Annotated in this window: 10 protein-coding genes; 5 read left to right on the top strand and 5 right to left on the bottom strand. The window is 56.3% G+C overall.

Annotation, left to right across the window (positions count from 1 at the left end):
* Positions 1-102 precede the first annotated feature (102 nt).
* Positions 103-1,449 carry a glutamine synthetase family protein gene (locus ACXADJ_RS13685; protein ID WP_475066831.1) on the bottom strand — a complete coding sequence of 449 codons (1,347 nt, stop codon included), beginning with the start codon at positions 1,447-1,449 and terminating at the stop codon, positions 103-105.
* Between the two features lie 311 nt (positions 1,450-1,760).
* Between ACXADJ_RS13685 and ACXADJ_RS13680 the strand changes: the two genes are divergently transcribed.
* Together ACXADJ_RS13680 and ACXADJ_RS13675 are read left to right on the top strand one after the other, a co-directional pair.
* Entirely contained in the window at positions 1,761-3,044 is a 1,284-nt protein-coding gene (locus tag ACXADJ_RS13680) for an NAD(P)/FAD-dependent oxidoreductase (RefSeq protein WP_475066829.1), read from the top strand.
* A 132-nt stretch (positions 3,045-3,176) separates the two neighbouring features.
* On the top strand, positions 3,177-3,881 hold the full coding sequence (locus ACXADJ_RS13675; RefSeq protein WP_475066827.1) for a TetR/AcrR family transcriptional regulator: 705 nt from the start codon (positions 3,177-3,179) through the stop codon (positions 3,879-3,881).
* Between the two features lie 331 nt (positions 3,882-4,212).
* Here the strand turns inward: ACXADJ_RS13675 and ACXADJ_RS13670 are convergent, their stop codons facing one another.
* Positions 4,213-5,493, bottom strand: coding sequence for an NAD(P)/FAD-dependent oxidoreductase (locus ACXADJ_RS13670; protein WP_475066825.1), 1,281 nt, complete (start codon positions 5,491-5,493; stop codon positions 4,213-4,215).
* Positions 5,494-5,972: 479 nt separating this feature from the next.
* Between ACXADJ_RS13670 and ACXADJ_RS13665 the strand changes: the two genes are divergently transcribed.
* Together ACXADJ_RS13665 and ACXADJ_RS13660 are read left to right on the top strand one after the other, a co-directional pair.
* Positions 5,973-7,433, top strand: a complete 1,461-nt coding sequence (locus ACXADJ_RS13665; protein ID WP_475066823.1) for an NAD-dependent succinate-semialdehyde dehydrogenase — start codon at positions 5,973-5,975, stop codon at positions 7,431-7,433.
* A gap of 250 nt (positions 7,434-7,683) precedes the next feature.
* Positions 7,684-9,018 carry an aminotransferase gene (locus ACXADJ_RS13660; protein ID WP_475066820.1) on the top strand — a complete coding sequence of 445 codons (1,335 nt, stop codon included), beginning with the start codon at positions 7,684-7,686 and terminating at the stop codon, positions 9,016-9,018.
* 612 nt (positions 9,019-9,630) lie between these two features.
* Here the strand turns inward: ACXADJ_RS13660 and ACXADJ_RS13655 are convergent.
* The 3 genes from ACXADJ_RS13655 to ACXADJ_RS13645 all read right to left on the bottom strand — a co-directional run bounded on the left by ACXADJ_RS13655 (position 9,631) and on the right by ACXADJ_RS13645 (position 12,438).
* Entirely contained in the window at positions 9,631-10,827 is a 1,197-nt protein-coding gene (locus tag ACXADJ_RS13655) for a putative manganese transporter (RefSeq protein WP_475066816.1), read from the bottom strand.
* Between the two features lie 3 nt (positions 10,828-10,830).
* On the bottom strand, positions 10,831-11,370 hold the full coding sequence (locus tag ACXADJ_RS13650) for a ferritin family protein (protein WP_028295126.1): 540 nt from the start codon (positions 11,368-11,370) through the stop codon (positions 10,831-10,833).
* Positions 11,371-11,505: 135 nt separating this feature from the next.
* Positions 11,506-12,438 carry a LysR family transcriptional regulator gene (locus tag ACXADJ_RS13645; protein ID WP_475066813.1) on the bottom strand — a complete coding sequence of 311 codons (933 nt, stop codon included), beginning with the start codon at positions 12,436-12,438 and terminating at the stop codon, positions 11,506-11,508.
* Positions 12,439-12,568: 130 nt separating this feature from the next.
* Here ACXADJ_RS13645 and speB point away from each other — a divergent pair, with 130 nt between their 5' ends.
* On the top strand, positions 12,569-13,543 hold the full coding sequence (gene speB, locus ACXADJ_RS13640; protein ID WP_475066810.1) for an agmatinase: 975 nt from the start codon (positions 12,569-12,571) through the stop codon (positions 13,541-13,543).
* The last annotated feature ends 86 nt before the right edge of the window (positions 13,544-13,629 follow it).

Raw genomic sequence — 13,629 nt, 5'->3', positions numbered from 1 at the left:
CCATAAGCTCCCTTGACGCATATTCAGAGCGAGCGCTGCCGCTGCTGCAGGGCAGCAATCATGTGGATGAATGCTGGCAGGCTCTCTAATAGGCGTCAGGTTTTACACGTTCATCAGCAGGTATTCCCGTTCCCAGGAACTGATGACACGGTTAAAGGTTTCGAACTCGGCGCGTTTCACACCCACGTAGGCTTTGACGAAGTGTGAGCCAATGACGTCCTGCAGTTCCGGACAGTCTTCCAGCTGACGCAAGGCTTCTTCCAGCGTACGGGACACTTCTACGGTATCGCCTTCTTCTGCCGCCATACCTTCGGTTGGGGCGGACGGCTTGATGTTCATCTTCATACCCAGATAGCCGCAAGCGAGACTGGCAGCAATGGCAAGGTACGGATTGCAGTCAGCGCCCGGGAAACGGTTTTCTACCCGTGTGGCATTGAGTGGAGCATGGGGTGCCCGCAGACCGGCAGTACGGTTGTCGATACCCCATTTGAAGTTCACTGGCGCGGCGTTTTCCGGCACAAAGCGGCGATAGGAGTTCACGTTGGGCGCAAAGAACGGAATCGCTGCCGGGGTAAAGCGCTGCAACCCGCCCATGTAGTGGTAGAAGGCTTCCGAGAATTCACCTTCCTGGTCGCCAGCAAAAATGTTCTTGCCGGTTTTGATATCGACCAGGCTCTGGTGCAGGTGCATTGAGCTGCCCGGCTCGTTCTTCATTGGCTTGGCCATGAAGGTGGCGTACATATTGTGCTTCAGAGCGGTTTCACGCAGCGCACGTTTGAACACGAACACCTGATCGGCCAGGCTCAGGGCATCACCATGAAGGAAGTTGATTTCCATTTGGGCGGCGCCGGATTCGTGAATCAGGGTATCGACGTCCAGACCCAGCACATCGCAGTAGCTGTAGAGGGTGTCGATCACCGGGTTGAATTCGTTGGCGGCGTCAATGCTGTAGGACTGACGGGCGTTTTCGCGACGGCCAGAGCGACCAGTGGCTGGCTTAAGCTCGTAGTCGGGGTCGATGTTTTTCTGCACCAGATAAAACTCAACTTCCGGAGCAATGATGGGTTTCAGACCCTCGTCTTCGTACAACTTCAGAATACGGCGCAGTACCGCACGGCTCGACAGCGGGTGTGGCGCACCACTGGGCGCGAAGCAGTCGTTAATAACCAGCGCCGTTGGCTCGTCGGCCCAGGGCACAATGCGCATGGTGCTGGCGTCGGGCACCAGATTCATGTCGCGGTCGCTGGAGTCGACCAGATCGTAGTGGTTGTCGGCCCAATCGCCGGTGACGGTTTGTACCAGCAGGGTCTCAGGAATCTTGCCACCCTGTTCGGCCAGAAACTTCTGGGTCGGGTAAAACTTGCCACGGGCATTACCGGTCATGTCCGGGAATGTGGATTCGACTTCACTGATGCCATTTTCTTCGAGAAAGCGTTTGACGGCTTCCATAAATCACCTGTCTGACGTTTGTTGTGCGCCCCTGGCGCGGATGGGGTTGAGCAGGGTCAGCTTGCGCCTTTGTTGCTCAAAAGTAATCCCGGTTTTCTCACCCGGTTGTTCGGGAAGTTACGATTGATTCCTGAACAAGTCGCTACCCCCTGATGGGTAAAAACCGAAATATCATTCGGTTTTTAAAATATTATTGAGACTGGTCAGAGTCAATTTGTTATTCACAGGATTGCTCAAAATGACCATCTTGTTGTTAGTCTAAAACCGAACTATTATTCGGTTTTTGAGGATTCAGGCAGGAGCAAGCGGCAATGACAACAGCGCAACCCAATGGCAGTTATTACGAGGCCAGTGCCAACCTGCAGCTGCAATGTGAAACGCTGGATAGTGAGGTTCAGGCGGATGTCTGTGTGATTGGTGGTGGTTACACCGGTCTGTCGGCGGCCTTGCATCTGGCCGAACAGGGCTATTCGGTGGTGTTGCTGGAAGCCGAAACCATCGGCCATGGTGCTTCCGGTCGTAATGGTGGTCAGGTCGCGCCGGGCCACAACATGGACCACGCTACTCTGGTGAAAAAGGTTGGCAAGGACGCCGCTGACCTGCTGTGGCAGATGTCGTTGGAGTCGGTTGAGCTGGTACGCGAGCTGATCAACAAGCACGACATCCAGTGCGACAAGAAGGACGGTGTGATGCATGTGGCGGCCAAACCGGGCCACAGTCATCATATTGAAGAAGCGGTGGAATACGCTCATAAGGTGCTGGGTTACGAACACATGGAATACGTCGCCCCTGCCGATGTGCAACAGATGTTAGGTACTGACAGGTACTTCGCGGGCGAGCTGTACACCAAGGCGATTCACTTGCATCCGCTGAACTACGCGCTGGGGTTGGCGAAAGCGGCTCAGCAAGCTGGCGTGCGTTTGTTCGAGCACAGCCGGGTGACGGGTTATCAGTCCGGTGCCAAACCGCGGGTTGAAACCGCTACCGGGGCGATCAACTGCAAGTACATCTTGCTGGCCACCAATGGCTACCTGGGCAAGCTGGAGCCTCGTGTGGCAGGCAAGATCATGCCGATCAATAACTTTATTCTGGCGACAGAGCCGTTGTCGGATGAGGTGGTAAAACAGATCAACGCCAACGACTATGCGGTGGCGGATTCGCGCTTTGTGATCAACTACTTCCGTATCTCTGGCGACAACCGCCTGCTGTGGGGCGGTGGGGAAAACTACAGCCCCAACTTTCCGGCCGATATTCGCTCGTTTGTGCGCAAGTACATGCTGGCGTTTTATCCACAGCTGGAGAACACCCGCATCGACTATGGCTGGGGCGGCACGCTGGCGATTACGCTGAATCGCATGCCGCATTTTGAACGACTCGATCAAACCCTGTTTGTGGCCCATGGCTACTCTGGCCACGGTGTGGCACTGGCAACGCTGGGGGGCAAGCTGATGGCCGAAGCCATTGCCGGTTCGGCTGAACGTTTCGATGCCTTTGCCAAGGTGCCTACACCGACTTTCCCGGGCGGGACCCTTTTGCGCTGGCCGGGGCTGGTGGCGGGTATGTTGTACTACTCGATGCGTGACCGTTTTTTCTGAAAGCGCCAGGTCCGGTTTGGTTTCGGGATGTGTTTAAAGGAATTTTTCCTGCTTCCGGTGGGCAATAATATTTGACACACAAGCGTTGCGGCCCGACGCTTGTGGGTCTGATATTTCCGGATTTTTACTTCCATGAGCGACACCCGCAGTCCCGCTTCCGATGCCATCGACGACGCTAATACTGTTAGCGGAGAACCGCAAAAATCCCGCAAGCGCGACAACCTGAAACCGCGCAGCGCACCGGTTCAGGGCCGTTCCATCAAGCGCTCGAAAGAGATTCTGGATGTTACTGGCGAACTGCTGGAGCGGGTAGGTATGCACGACCTCACTACCAATGTGATTGCCCGCGAAGTCGGCATTTCCGTGGGCTCGCTGTACCACTACTTTCCCAACAAACACGCCATCCTCTACGCCATGGGCCAACGCTGGCTGGAAGACATCACCGCGATGCTGGCGGACGTCGAAGCCCTGCCGGTAGAAACCCTCAGCGTTGAACAGCTGGTTGAACAGCTAACCACCCGTAATCTGCGTGTGTACAAACGCCAGAAAGCCGTACTGGCACTGGTGCAGGCGATGTTCTCGATTCCGGAATTGCATGAGCTGGACGAACGCCACGACGACCAGGTGATCCAGAGCCTGGCACGGGTGTTCAAACGGTTGGGCATCAACCGCCACGTGAAGGAACGCGAACGGATTGGTCGTTTTGTGCTGGAAGTCAGCCACGCGGTGTATCTGGTGATTGTGAACCAGAACCCCAACCGGGCGGCACGGACGTTGGAAGATTTACGCTTTACGCTGGTAAACACCTTGCAGCGGCATTTGCAGGATGTGGATTGATTCACCCCACCTACTGATGGGCGCGAGCGCCCATCCTATGCGGTTTTGGCCCTGACGGTTTCGCGGATAAATCCGCTCCTGCATGCAGATTGCTGTAGGAGAAATCGGGACGCGCAGTCTCATTCCCGATTAGGTGTTTGCAAGCGTGGCTTCGCGGATAAATCCGCTCCTACATGCAGATTGCTGTAGGAGAAATCGGGACGCGCAGTCTCATTCCCGATTAGGTGTTTGCAAGCGTGGCTTCGCGGATAAATCCGCTCCTACATGCAGATTGCTGTAGGAGGGAATTTATTCCCGATTAGGTGTTTGCAAGCGCGGCTTCGCGGATAAATCAAATCCCCAGCTTATCGCGCATATCGTAATAAAACGCACCCATGGCGGTGTACGGCACCCGCATCATGCGGCCTCCCGGGAACGGATGCTGTGGCAGGCTGGCCATGATGTCGAAACGCTGTGCTTGACCCTGAATCGCGCTGGCAATCAGCTCACCGGCCAAATGCGTCGACGTCACGCCGTGACCGGAGTAGCCCTGGGCGTAGTACACATTGCTGCCGATCCGACCAAACTGCGGCAAGCGCATCAGCGTCAGCAGGAAGTTACCGGTCCAGGCGTAATCCACTTTCACGTTTTTCAGCTGCGGGAAGGTCTTCAGCATCTTCGGCTTGATCAGCGCTTCAATCTTGTCTGGCTCTCGAGCGCCGTAGGTCACGCCACCGCCGTAAATCAGGCGGCCGTCGCCGCTGAGGCGGAAGTAATCCAGCAGGTAGTTGCAGTCTTCAACGCAGTTGTCTTTGGGCAGCAGCTGTTCTTGCAGGTCTTTGCTCAGCGGTTCGGTGGTGATGATCTGGGTGCCGCACGGCATCGACTTCTGTTCCTGCTGTGGCAGCAAGCCAGTCAGATAAGCGTTACCAGCCACCATAACAAAATCACAGGTCACTTGGCCGCTGGCGGTTTTCACCACCGCCGGTTCGCCTTTCTGGATTTCCGTCACGGAGGACTGTTCGTAAATCTTGCCGCCGAGGCTTTCAAAGGCCTTGGCTTCGCCACGGGCCAGGTTTAATGGGTGCAGGTGGCCGCCGCTGTTGTCCAGCAGAGCGCCTTCGTAGCGTTCGGTGCCGACGTAATTCTGGGTCTGTTTGGCATCCAGCAACTCCAGGCTGGTGTTGCCGTGTTTTTCCCACAGCGCTTTTTTGCCTTCCAGTTCTTTCATTTGCTTGCGGTTGCAGGCTGCAAAAATACCGCCGTCTTTCAGATCGCAGTCGATCTTGTACTGGTCGACAAAGCGGCGAATGATGCGGCCGCCTTCAAAGGCCATTTTGCCCATTTCAACGGCCATGTCCTTGCCGTAGTTACGTTCAATAAAGTCCATGTCGCGGCTGTAGCTGTGGACAATCTGGCCACCGTTGCGGCCGGAGGCACCAAAGCCCACGCGGCCAGCTTCCAATACCACCACCTTGAAGCCACGTTCGGCCAGATGCAGGGCGGTCGACAGGCCGGTAAAGCCAGCGCCAATCACACAGACGTCTGCTCGGGTGTCACCGACCAGAGGCTCACGCTGGTCGGCTTCGTTGATCGAGGCAGCGTAATAGGAATCCGGATAGGTTGTGGTCATTTTGTTCTCTCAAATGGTTGCAGCCCCAGTGAGGGCATCTGTCATCAAAGATAGTGAATACGGGCCTGTCTGCACCATACCTACCCAGGGATATATCGCTGGGTGTTGGTCGATGCTTTTATTTGTGGGGTAACGGGTGGTTGTCATGACGGCCGTTCCTGCCACTACCTCAGGGGTCTCAACAGGGTTGCGAGAATCCTTGCCAGAGAGTGGATATATAGGGCCATAACAAGGCGCTTTATACGACGGAATTGGCGGCTTTGGCGTATGTTTCCGACGGTGGAAATTTTTAGCCGCAGGCGCGCTGTAATACCGCCGCCATGATTGTTGCCAGTAAGGGCCTGAATTTCGGGCCATTGCGGGCGTTCTCCATCGTTGCGTTAAGCCTTTTCAACGTAAGCGGTGGAATGGACTTATTTAACGGCCCTTTTCGGCCAGCTATAACAACGTAAATCGAATTCAACAACAGGATTAGCGCTATGGCATTTGCACTTCAGAACAGCCAGCTGCTGGTAACCAAAGGCCTCATTAACGGCCAGTGGGTCGACGCTGACAACAGCACCACCGTACCGGTAAAAAACCCGGCCAACGGCGAGCTGGTTGCCGACGTGGTTAACATGGGCGCCGCTGAAACCAAGCGTGCGATTGAAGCTGCAAAAGATGCCTTCCCGGCGTGGTCTGGCAAGACCGCCAAGGAACGTAGCGACATTCTGGAAAAGTGGTACGACCTGGTGATGGCCAACCAGGATGACCTGGCTGCCATTCTGACCGCCGAACAGGGCAAGCCACTGTTCGAAGCCAAGGGCGAAATCGCCTACGGTGCGTCCTATATCAAATGGTTCGCTGAAGAAGCCCGCCGTGTTTATGGCGACATCATTTCAGCTGCCCAGCCGGGTCGTCGTAATCTGGTGATCAAACAGCCTGTGGGTGTGGTTGCGGCCATTACGCCGTGGAACTTCCCGTCTGCCATGCTGGCTCGCAAGATCGCGCCGGCACTGGCGGCTGGCTGCACCATCGTTTGCAAACCAGCGACTGAAACTCCGTTGTCTGCTCTGTCTATCGCCCTGCTGGCCGAAGAAGCCGGTGTGCCTGCTGGCGTAATCAACGTGATTGTGGGTTCCAGCTCCCGTGATATCGGTGGCGAAATGACCTCTAACCCGATCGTGCAGAAGCTGACGTTCACCGGTTCTACCCCGGTGGGCAAGATCCTGATGAAGCAGTGTGCTGACACTGTGAAGCGTACTTCCATGGAGCTGGGTGGCAACGCGCCAATCATCATCTTTGATGACGCCGATCTGGATGCTGCCATCAACGGTGCACTGATCTCCAAATTCCGTAACTCCGGTCAGACCTGTATCTGTTCCAACCGTGTGATGGTTCAGGCGGGCATTTACGACAAGTTCATCGAGCGTCTGGCCGAGGAAGTGAACAAGTTCCAGGTGGGTGACGGTTCCGATGCCAACACCACTCATGGCCCGCTGGTTAGCGAGAAAGCCGTCAACGGTGTGGCTGAACTGGTCGAGTCTGCCATTGAAGACGGCGCTCGCGTGGTAACCGGTGGTGCTCGTGGCGAGCAGGGTGCCTGTTTCTTCCAGCCGACGATTCTGGCGGAAGCGACTCCTGCCATGCGCGTGTTCAAGGAAGAGATCTTTGGCCCGGTAGCACCGATCTTCAAGTTTGAAACCGACGAACAAGCCATCGCCATGGCCAACGACACCGAGTTTGGTCTGGCGGCGTACATGTACACCAACAACCTGAAGCGCATCTGGAAGGTATCCGAAGCACTGGAATACGGCATGGTTGGCGTTAACGAAACCGCCATCAGCTCCGAAGTGATTCCGTTTGGTGGTGTGAAGGAATCTGGCCAGGGCCGTGAAGGTTCCAAGTACGGTTTGGACGATTACATGGAAACCAAATACATCTGTCTGGGCGGCCTGTAATTTTTTGAAGCGTTTGCAGCGGCGCATTGCTGCGGGACGCCTTGCATTTGCCTGACTGTGTTCAGAAACCGGAGTGGTCATCCTGATCTGATTCGCGGATGAATCCGCTCCTGCAGCAAAAGAATTTCGGCGGTTGTCCAGCGGGCAAACGCCAGTACAGCAACAACTCTCCGGTGGCCTTCATACCGAACACCGCCAACGGGGTATTTATGATTCACAGCTGATGGCAGCTGTGCGATTGGAGCAGCGTATGTCTCACATGGTTTATCCAACCACCAACTTCAAGGCGGTTGAGCAACTGACAATTGAACGTGGCGATGGCGTTTACGTTTACGACAACAACGGCAACCAGTACCTCGAAGGTATGTCTGGTTTGTGGTGTGCGTCCCTCGGTTTCAACAATGCCGAGTTGATCGAAGCAGCCACCAAGCAGATGGAAAAGCTGTCTTACGCCCACATGTTCGGTGGCAAGGTACACGAGCCGGGCATGCAGCTGGCCGATAAGCTGGCCGCCATGGTGCCTGTGGATAACGCCCATATTTTCATGGGTAGCTCCGGTTCCGACGCCAACGACTCCCACATCAAGATGCTGCGCTACTACTTCAGCGCCATCGGCAAGCCAGAGAAGCGCAAGATCATCGCCCGTGAGCGTTCTTACCACGGTGTGACCGTCGCGGCCGCCTGTCTGACTGGCCTGCCAGTGAACCAGACCGGTTTTGACCTGCCAATCGACGCCATCGGCGTGCTGCGTACCGACGCGCCACATTATTACCGTGGTCGTCTGGAAGGCGAAACCGAAGCCCAGTTTGTTGACCGCATCACCGGCAACCTGGAAGCCATGATCTTGCGCGAAGGCCCTGAAACCATCGCTGCTTTCATTGCCGAGCCAATTACCGGTGCCTCCGGTGTGATCGTGCCGCCAGCCGGTTACTACGAGAAAGTGCAGGCGATTCTGGCCAAGTACGACATCCTGTTCTGGGCCGACGAAGTGATCACCGGCTTTGGCCGTACCGGTAACGACTTTGGTGTTACCACTATGGGCATCAAGCCGGACCTGATGAGCTTCGCCAAGCAGCTGTCTTCTTCCTACGTGCCGATCTCTGCCTCTGTGATTCCGGGCAAGATGTACGACGCCATGATTGAAGAAACCGCCAAAAACGGCGTCTTCGGCCACGGTTACACCTACTCTGCGCACCCGGTTGCCGCGGCAGTAGCACTGAAGACCCTGGAAATCTACGAGCGTGAAAACCTGTTCGCCAAGGCCGCTGAAACCGGTGACTACCTGCAAACCCGTCTGGCCGAATTCCGCGACCACCCACTGGTGGGCGAAGTACGTGGCGCAGGCATGATTGCCGCCGTTGAAATGGTCGCCAACAAGGAAACCGGTGCTGCGTTTGAAAACGCCGGTGCGGTTGGTGGCTTCGCCGCTAACGCCTGTCAGAACCACGGTCTGATCAGCCGTCCGGTAGCGGGTGCCTCATTGGCGCTGTGTCCTCCGCTGATCACTACCAAGGCCCAGATCGACGAAATCGTTGAGAAAATGGGTAAAGCGCTGGACGACACGCAAGCGTTCGTTAGCAAGTAAACGCGTTCCTCGCAGTCGTCAAGTTGGGCGGCGCTGGCTTTCAGGCAAGCGCCGCAGCTAAGAGAGCGACGACTTTTTTGAGTCTGGCTGTGGTGAATCACAGCTGTGCAGGCAGGCCTCTGATTGCTGTTCAGACTGCCTGAGGTTGGGGTTCCTGTTCTCCCCGGATCAAGCCCGGTCAGGCTCGTTTTTCAGTTTCATCCTGTTGAGCTATGCAACCCTGTGTATAGCTCTCACCTTGCCTACAAAGGCCCTCACCTGCGTTCGTTTGAACGCGGGTTTTTTTCGTTCTGGGGCTGGGATTTCTGGCAAAAAAAGAATGCAGGGGACATCTATTTAATCCGGCAGCCCCCGCAGGGCGCGGGTTGCCGTCGCCCAGTGCTGTGTTGACGAACTTGGAAAGGACGCGTCATTCCGCTGCATTCGTCGCCTTGCCCTGAACAACGGTAACGCTCGCGCAGAGTCGTGCAGGATTAAATAGATGTCCCCTGTAGGTTAGATAAGCGAACGCAGTGAGCGCCATCTAACAGCGCAGTGTCAGATGGCAGCCGCTTCGCGTCTTTATCTGACCTACCTCAAGCCTGCATCTAACCTACTGCCTCAGGCCGTCGATCAAACCGCCAGCCACCACCAGGCGCCAAAGCCCACCACAAAAGCCGGAATCGCGCTGTACAGCGTCGCTTTGGCGGCCGCTTTGGGCGTTAGCGCCAAGGCTGGGAACAGGGCGTCGCCATCGTTGCTGATGGCATTGGCCAGCAGCGCCGCGAACGGAATAACGCCATTCAGATACAGGGTGGTGACCAGAATCTGTGGCCCGCAGCCGGGCACAAAACCAATCACAATCGCCAGCAGTACGGCGTAGGCGCCCATGCTGGCAAACAGGTTGTGGAAATCGAGGCCGGTGTAAAACGCCAGCAGCTCATAGGCCAGAAAGCCGACGATCACCCACACGGTGATAAAGCTGGTTTCGGCCACCACCGAGTTGTTCAAACAGGTGCTGCGGCCACTTTGGGCAAAGCGCGACGACCAGGAATCCAGCGGCTGGCTGGTCCACAACAGCAAGCAGCACACGGCCCCAAGAAACCCCATCCATTCAATCAGGCTTTCGGCATGGGCGTGGTTCATCCAGGGCGTCAGCCACATGGCAGTGTCCCATTGCATGGCACTCGCCAGACCAATTACCGCCCCCGGAGCCAGCAACGCCATAAAGGCCCACACCAGGCCTCGGGGCAGCGGAGGAATCGGGTGTTTGCATTGATCCGTACTGACGTTACTGTGGCGCAGGTAATCACGGCCATGACAGGCGTCGACCAGATAGCCGGTCACAATACCAGCCACCAGGCTGATGGCGTATACCAGCAGGGCGGTTTGCGGCTCCCGTGCCAACAGCAGAAACGCGGCGTCACCCATGGTCGAGATCAGCACCGCCACCAGCGAGCCAAAACTCATATGGCCATTCACAAAGCGGGTCACCACGATGATGGCGGTGCCACAGCCGGGCAAGGCTCCCAGAATGGCTGCCACCGGCACCTGCCAGTTCTGGTGATGGGCCAGCAGTTGGCTCAGACCCTGCTTGAAATAGCGGTCCATGGCATAAAAGCCCGCCAACGTGACCGCCACAAACACACTGACGCCATACCAGGCATCGGCCATGGTGCTGACAACCAGCTGGAACAGCGCCGGGTTCAACAGCTGAACCGCCAACAACGATGCCATCAACAGCGGGATTTGGAACTGGTATTGGCGCATGTGGAAGGGTCTTAGCTTGCTGCCGACCATGCGTAGCAACAGGTTCAGGCTGGCAGCCATGGATCAGATGCTCCGCTGCTGTGCCAACAGATCGGCGGCGGTTTCAAGGTGCAGCAGGTTTTCCTGCAAATGACGGTAGGCCAGATCAAACAGTCGATAGTCCTGCTCCAGCGTCAGGGTGCACAAACGACGGCAAGCGCCCACGGCGGCCAGTTCGCTCTGATACAGCTGTTGCAGGATATCTTCGTTGCCCGAGGCCGCTAACGGCTGACACAGGTCGGTGGTGGAAGTAGCCGGCAGCGCAGTGTACTGAATGTGCTCGCTGTTGCTCATCAGCTGCTGACGTACCTTGGGATCAAGCTGGTCGGTCAGCTCATCGACATGGGCGGCGTCTTCTTCCAGTGCCTGCTTGAAGTAATCCCGCTGTGGACTTTGGGCAATCTCCGGGTGACACAGCAGGGCTGCGTACAAAAAGCGGGTGCTTTGTTCATGACGAATCATATGCACCAGCAACGCCAACGAAGACTGACTCAAACCCTGAGCGGATTCAGTCAGTGAGTAACGGCCCGATGACGGGTTGGTCAATGTGTGGTGCGACAGCATAGCCAGCCTTCCGTTTGAGAATACCATAAACGATAATAATTCTCGTTCATGGTTGTGCTCATGTAAAGTGAAAGGCTGCAATGTTTTGTGAATTCTTTCAGAGCATCGGCAATCGAGCCGTTGCTGTGTGATCCGTTAAGTCTGGTATTTCAGGTGGGGTTGCAGCTGCTGCAATAACCACTGAATGCCGGTGTCCTGTTGATATAACGGGTGTTGGATCAGTTTCATGCTCCAGTTGGGCAATTCGTCCGGGGCTTCGACCACGCGCACCGGCAGCCAGCTGCTGAACATTTCCGCCATCTGACGTGGCAGTGTCAGCACGGTTTTGCGGTTGGCGACCATGCGGGCGGCGGCCAGGTAGTTGATCATTTGCACCACCACCTGACGCTTCAGTTTGCGGCTTGATAGCCAGCGGTCAACGCTGTCGATGCTGATGGAGTCGGCGTCGGTTTGATCAACCATCACCACATGGGGCAGGGCGAGGTAGCCGTCCAGATCGAGCTGGTCTGGTATGTCGTCAAACTGCTCGCCGACAAGGCACACGGGCTCCTCATCACGCCAGTTGGTTATTAACAGATGCGAGGGAATTTTGAAGCTGTCGTCGAGGCCAACCACCAGATCGACATCACCATTTTCCAGTCGCTCCAGCGAGGCCTGTGGGCCGATCATTTCAAGATTGAATACCAGTCCTGGTGCTTGTTCATTTAAAACAGGCATCAGGTCGGGCAGCACCACGGCTTCAAAGTAGTCGGTCACCGCCAGGGTAAACACACGCTTGCTGGTGGCCGGGTTAAATACCTTCGGCGGTGCCAGCGTCTGTTCCAGTTTCCGTAATACCTCGCGTACTTCACCCAACATTGCCAAGGCTCTGGGGGTAGGCTGCAAACCATTGCCGCAGCGCACCAGAATCGGATCATCAAGTTGGCTGCGCAGACGGTTGAGGGCGTGGCTGGTGGCCGACTGGCTGAGGAAGACTTTCTCTGCCGCACGGGTAACGTGGGCTTCGGATACCAGCGCCTCGAAGACGCGTAGCAGGTTCAGGTCAAACTGATGGAACGACGCTGGCATGGGACCTTCCTGTAAAAAACTATTAATACTGTGCATGTCTTCAGGAATATTATGCATTTCAAGAATTAAAGAACAGCGACTAATCTGCACCCAGTCACTTATTTCTGGCCAATGCCAAACAGGATTCATCATGTCTCAGGCTGCTGTTCACACCATGCTCGCTCCTTCTGCTCCGACTGGCGGTTCCGCCAATGCCGATCTGGCCCTTTACGGCATGATGGGCATGGGCTTTATGAACAGCCCAATTCTGCGCAACGCTGAAGAGATCCGCCAAAGCGACGCCGATGTGATTGTTGCCGGTGTACCGTTTGATATGGCCACTTCCGGCCGCCCTGGCGCGCGCCTTGGCCCGACTGCGGTACGTCAGGCGTCGGCCAATTTGTTGTGGGAAGGTGCTCGCTGGCCGTGGAATTTCGCTCTGGATGAACGCCTGAAAATGGCCGATGCCGGTAACGTGGCGTTCAAGCATGGTGAGCCACAAACCATGGTGGATAACCTGCAGGCACTGGTGCGTGAAATTGCTGAAAGCGGCAAGAAAAGCCTGGTGTTTGGTGGTGATCATTTTATCGCTCTGCCGGTGATCCGTGAGGTAGCCAAAGTGCATGGCCCGCTGGCGCTGGTGCACTTTGATGCCCACACCGACACCTACGATGGTGGCAGTGCCTACGACCACGGCACCCTGTTTCATCATGCTGTGCAGGAAGGCCTGATCGATACCGAACACAGCATCCAGATTGGCATCCGTACCAACTGGGATCGTGACGGCCACCCGTTCGAAGTGCTGGATGCCGCAGAAACCAACGACCTCGGTGCCAAAGGCGTACTGGAACGCATCAAGGCCCGTGTCGGCGACAAACCGGTATACGTCAGCTTTGATATCGACGCGCTCGACCCAGCCTTCGCGCCGGGCACTGGCACACCGGTATCCGGCGGCATGACCACCGACTGCGCGCTGAAAATCGCTCGTGGCATGGCGGGCATGGATATTCGTGGTGTCGACGTGGTGGAAGTGGCTCCGGCATACGACCACGCCGACGTTACGGCGCTGGCCGCAGCGACCATCGCGCTGGAATTTATGTACGCCGTGGCGGCGGGCAAATCCTGAGTGGCTGTATTGCCGCACTGAATCGCGGATAAATCCGCTCCTGCAACTCCGCTTTGGGGCATGTCTTATTGTCCCAATCTGACGCC

The sequence above is a fragment of the Oceanobacter sp. ABM4_470 genome, from assembly GCF_056158645.1.
The sequence above is the reverse complement of the archived record's forward strand: the minus strand, read 5'-3'. Positions and strand labels throughout refer to the sequence as shown.

Coding starts and splice junctions, on each gene's coding strand:
- ACXADJ_RS13685 (WP_475066831.1), bottom strand. CDS start 1,449: ATGGAAGCCGTCAAACGCTTTCTCGAAGAAAATGGCATCAGTGAAGTC.
- ACXADJ_RS13680 (WP_475066829.1), top strand. CDS start 1,761: ATGACAACAGCGCAACCCAATGGCAGTTATTACGAGGCCAGTGCCAAC.
- ACXADJ_RS13675 (WP_475066827.1), top strand. CDS start 3,177: ATGAGCGACACCCGCAGTCCCGCTTCCGATGCCATCGACGACGCTAAT.
- ACXADJ_RS13670 (WP_475066825.1), bottom strand. CDS start 5,493: ATGACCACAACCTATCCGGATTCCTATTACGCTGCCTCGATCAACGAA.
- ACXADJ_RS13665 (WP_475066823.1), top strand. CDS start 5,973: ATGGCATTTGCACTTCAGAACAGCCAGCTGCTGGTAACCAAAGGCCTC.
- ACXADJ_RS13660 (WP_475066820.1), top strand. CDS start 7,684: ATGTCTCACATGGTTTATCCAACCACCAACTTCAAGGCGGTTGAGCAA.
- ACXADJ_RS13655 (WP_475066816.1), bottom strand. CDS start 10,827: ATGGCTGCCAGCCTGAACCTGTTGCTACGCATGGTCGGCAGCAAGCTA.
- ACXADJ_RS13650 (WP_028295126.1), bottom strand. CDS start 11,370: ATGCTGTCGCACCACACATTGACCAACCCGTCATCGGGCCGTTACTCA.
- ACXADJ_RS13645 (WP_475066813.1), bottom strand. CDS start 12,438: ATGCCAGCGTCGTTCCATCAGTTTGACCTGAACCTGCTACGCGTCTTC.
- speB (WP_475066810.1), top strand. CDS start 12,569: ATGTCTCAGGCTGCTGTTCACACCATGCTCGCTCCTTCTGCTCCGACT.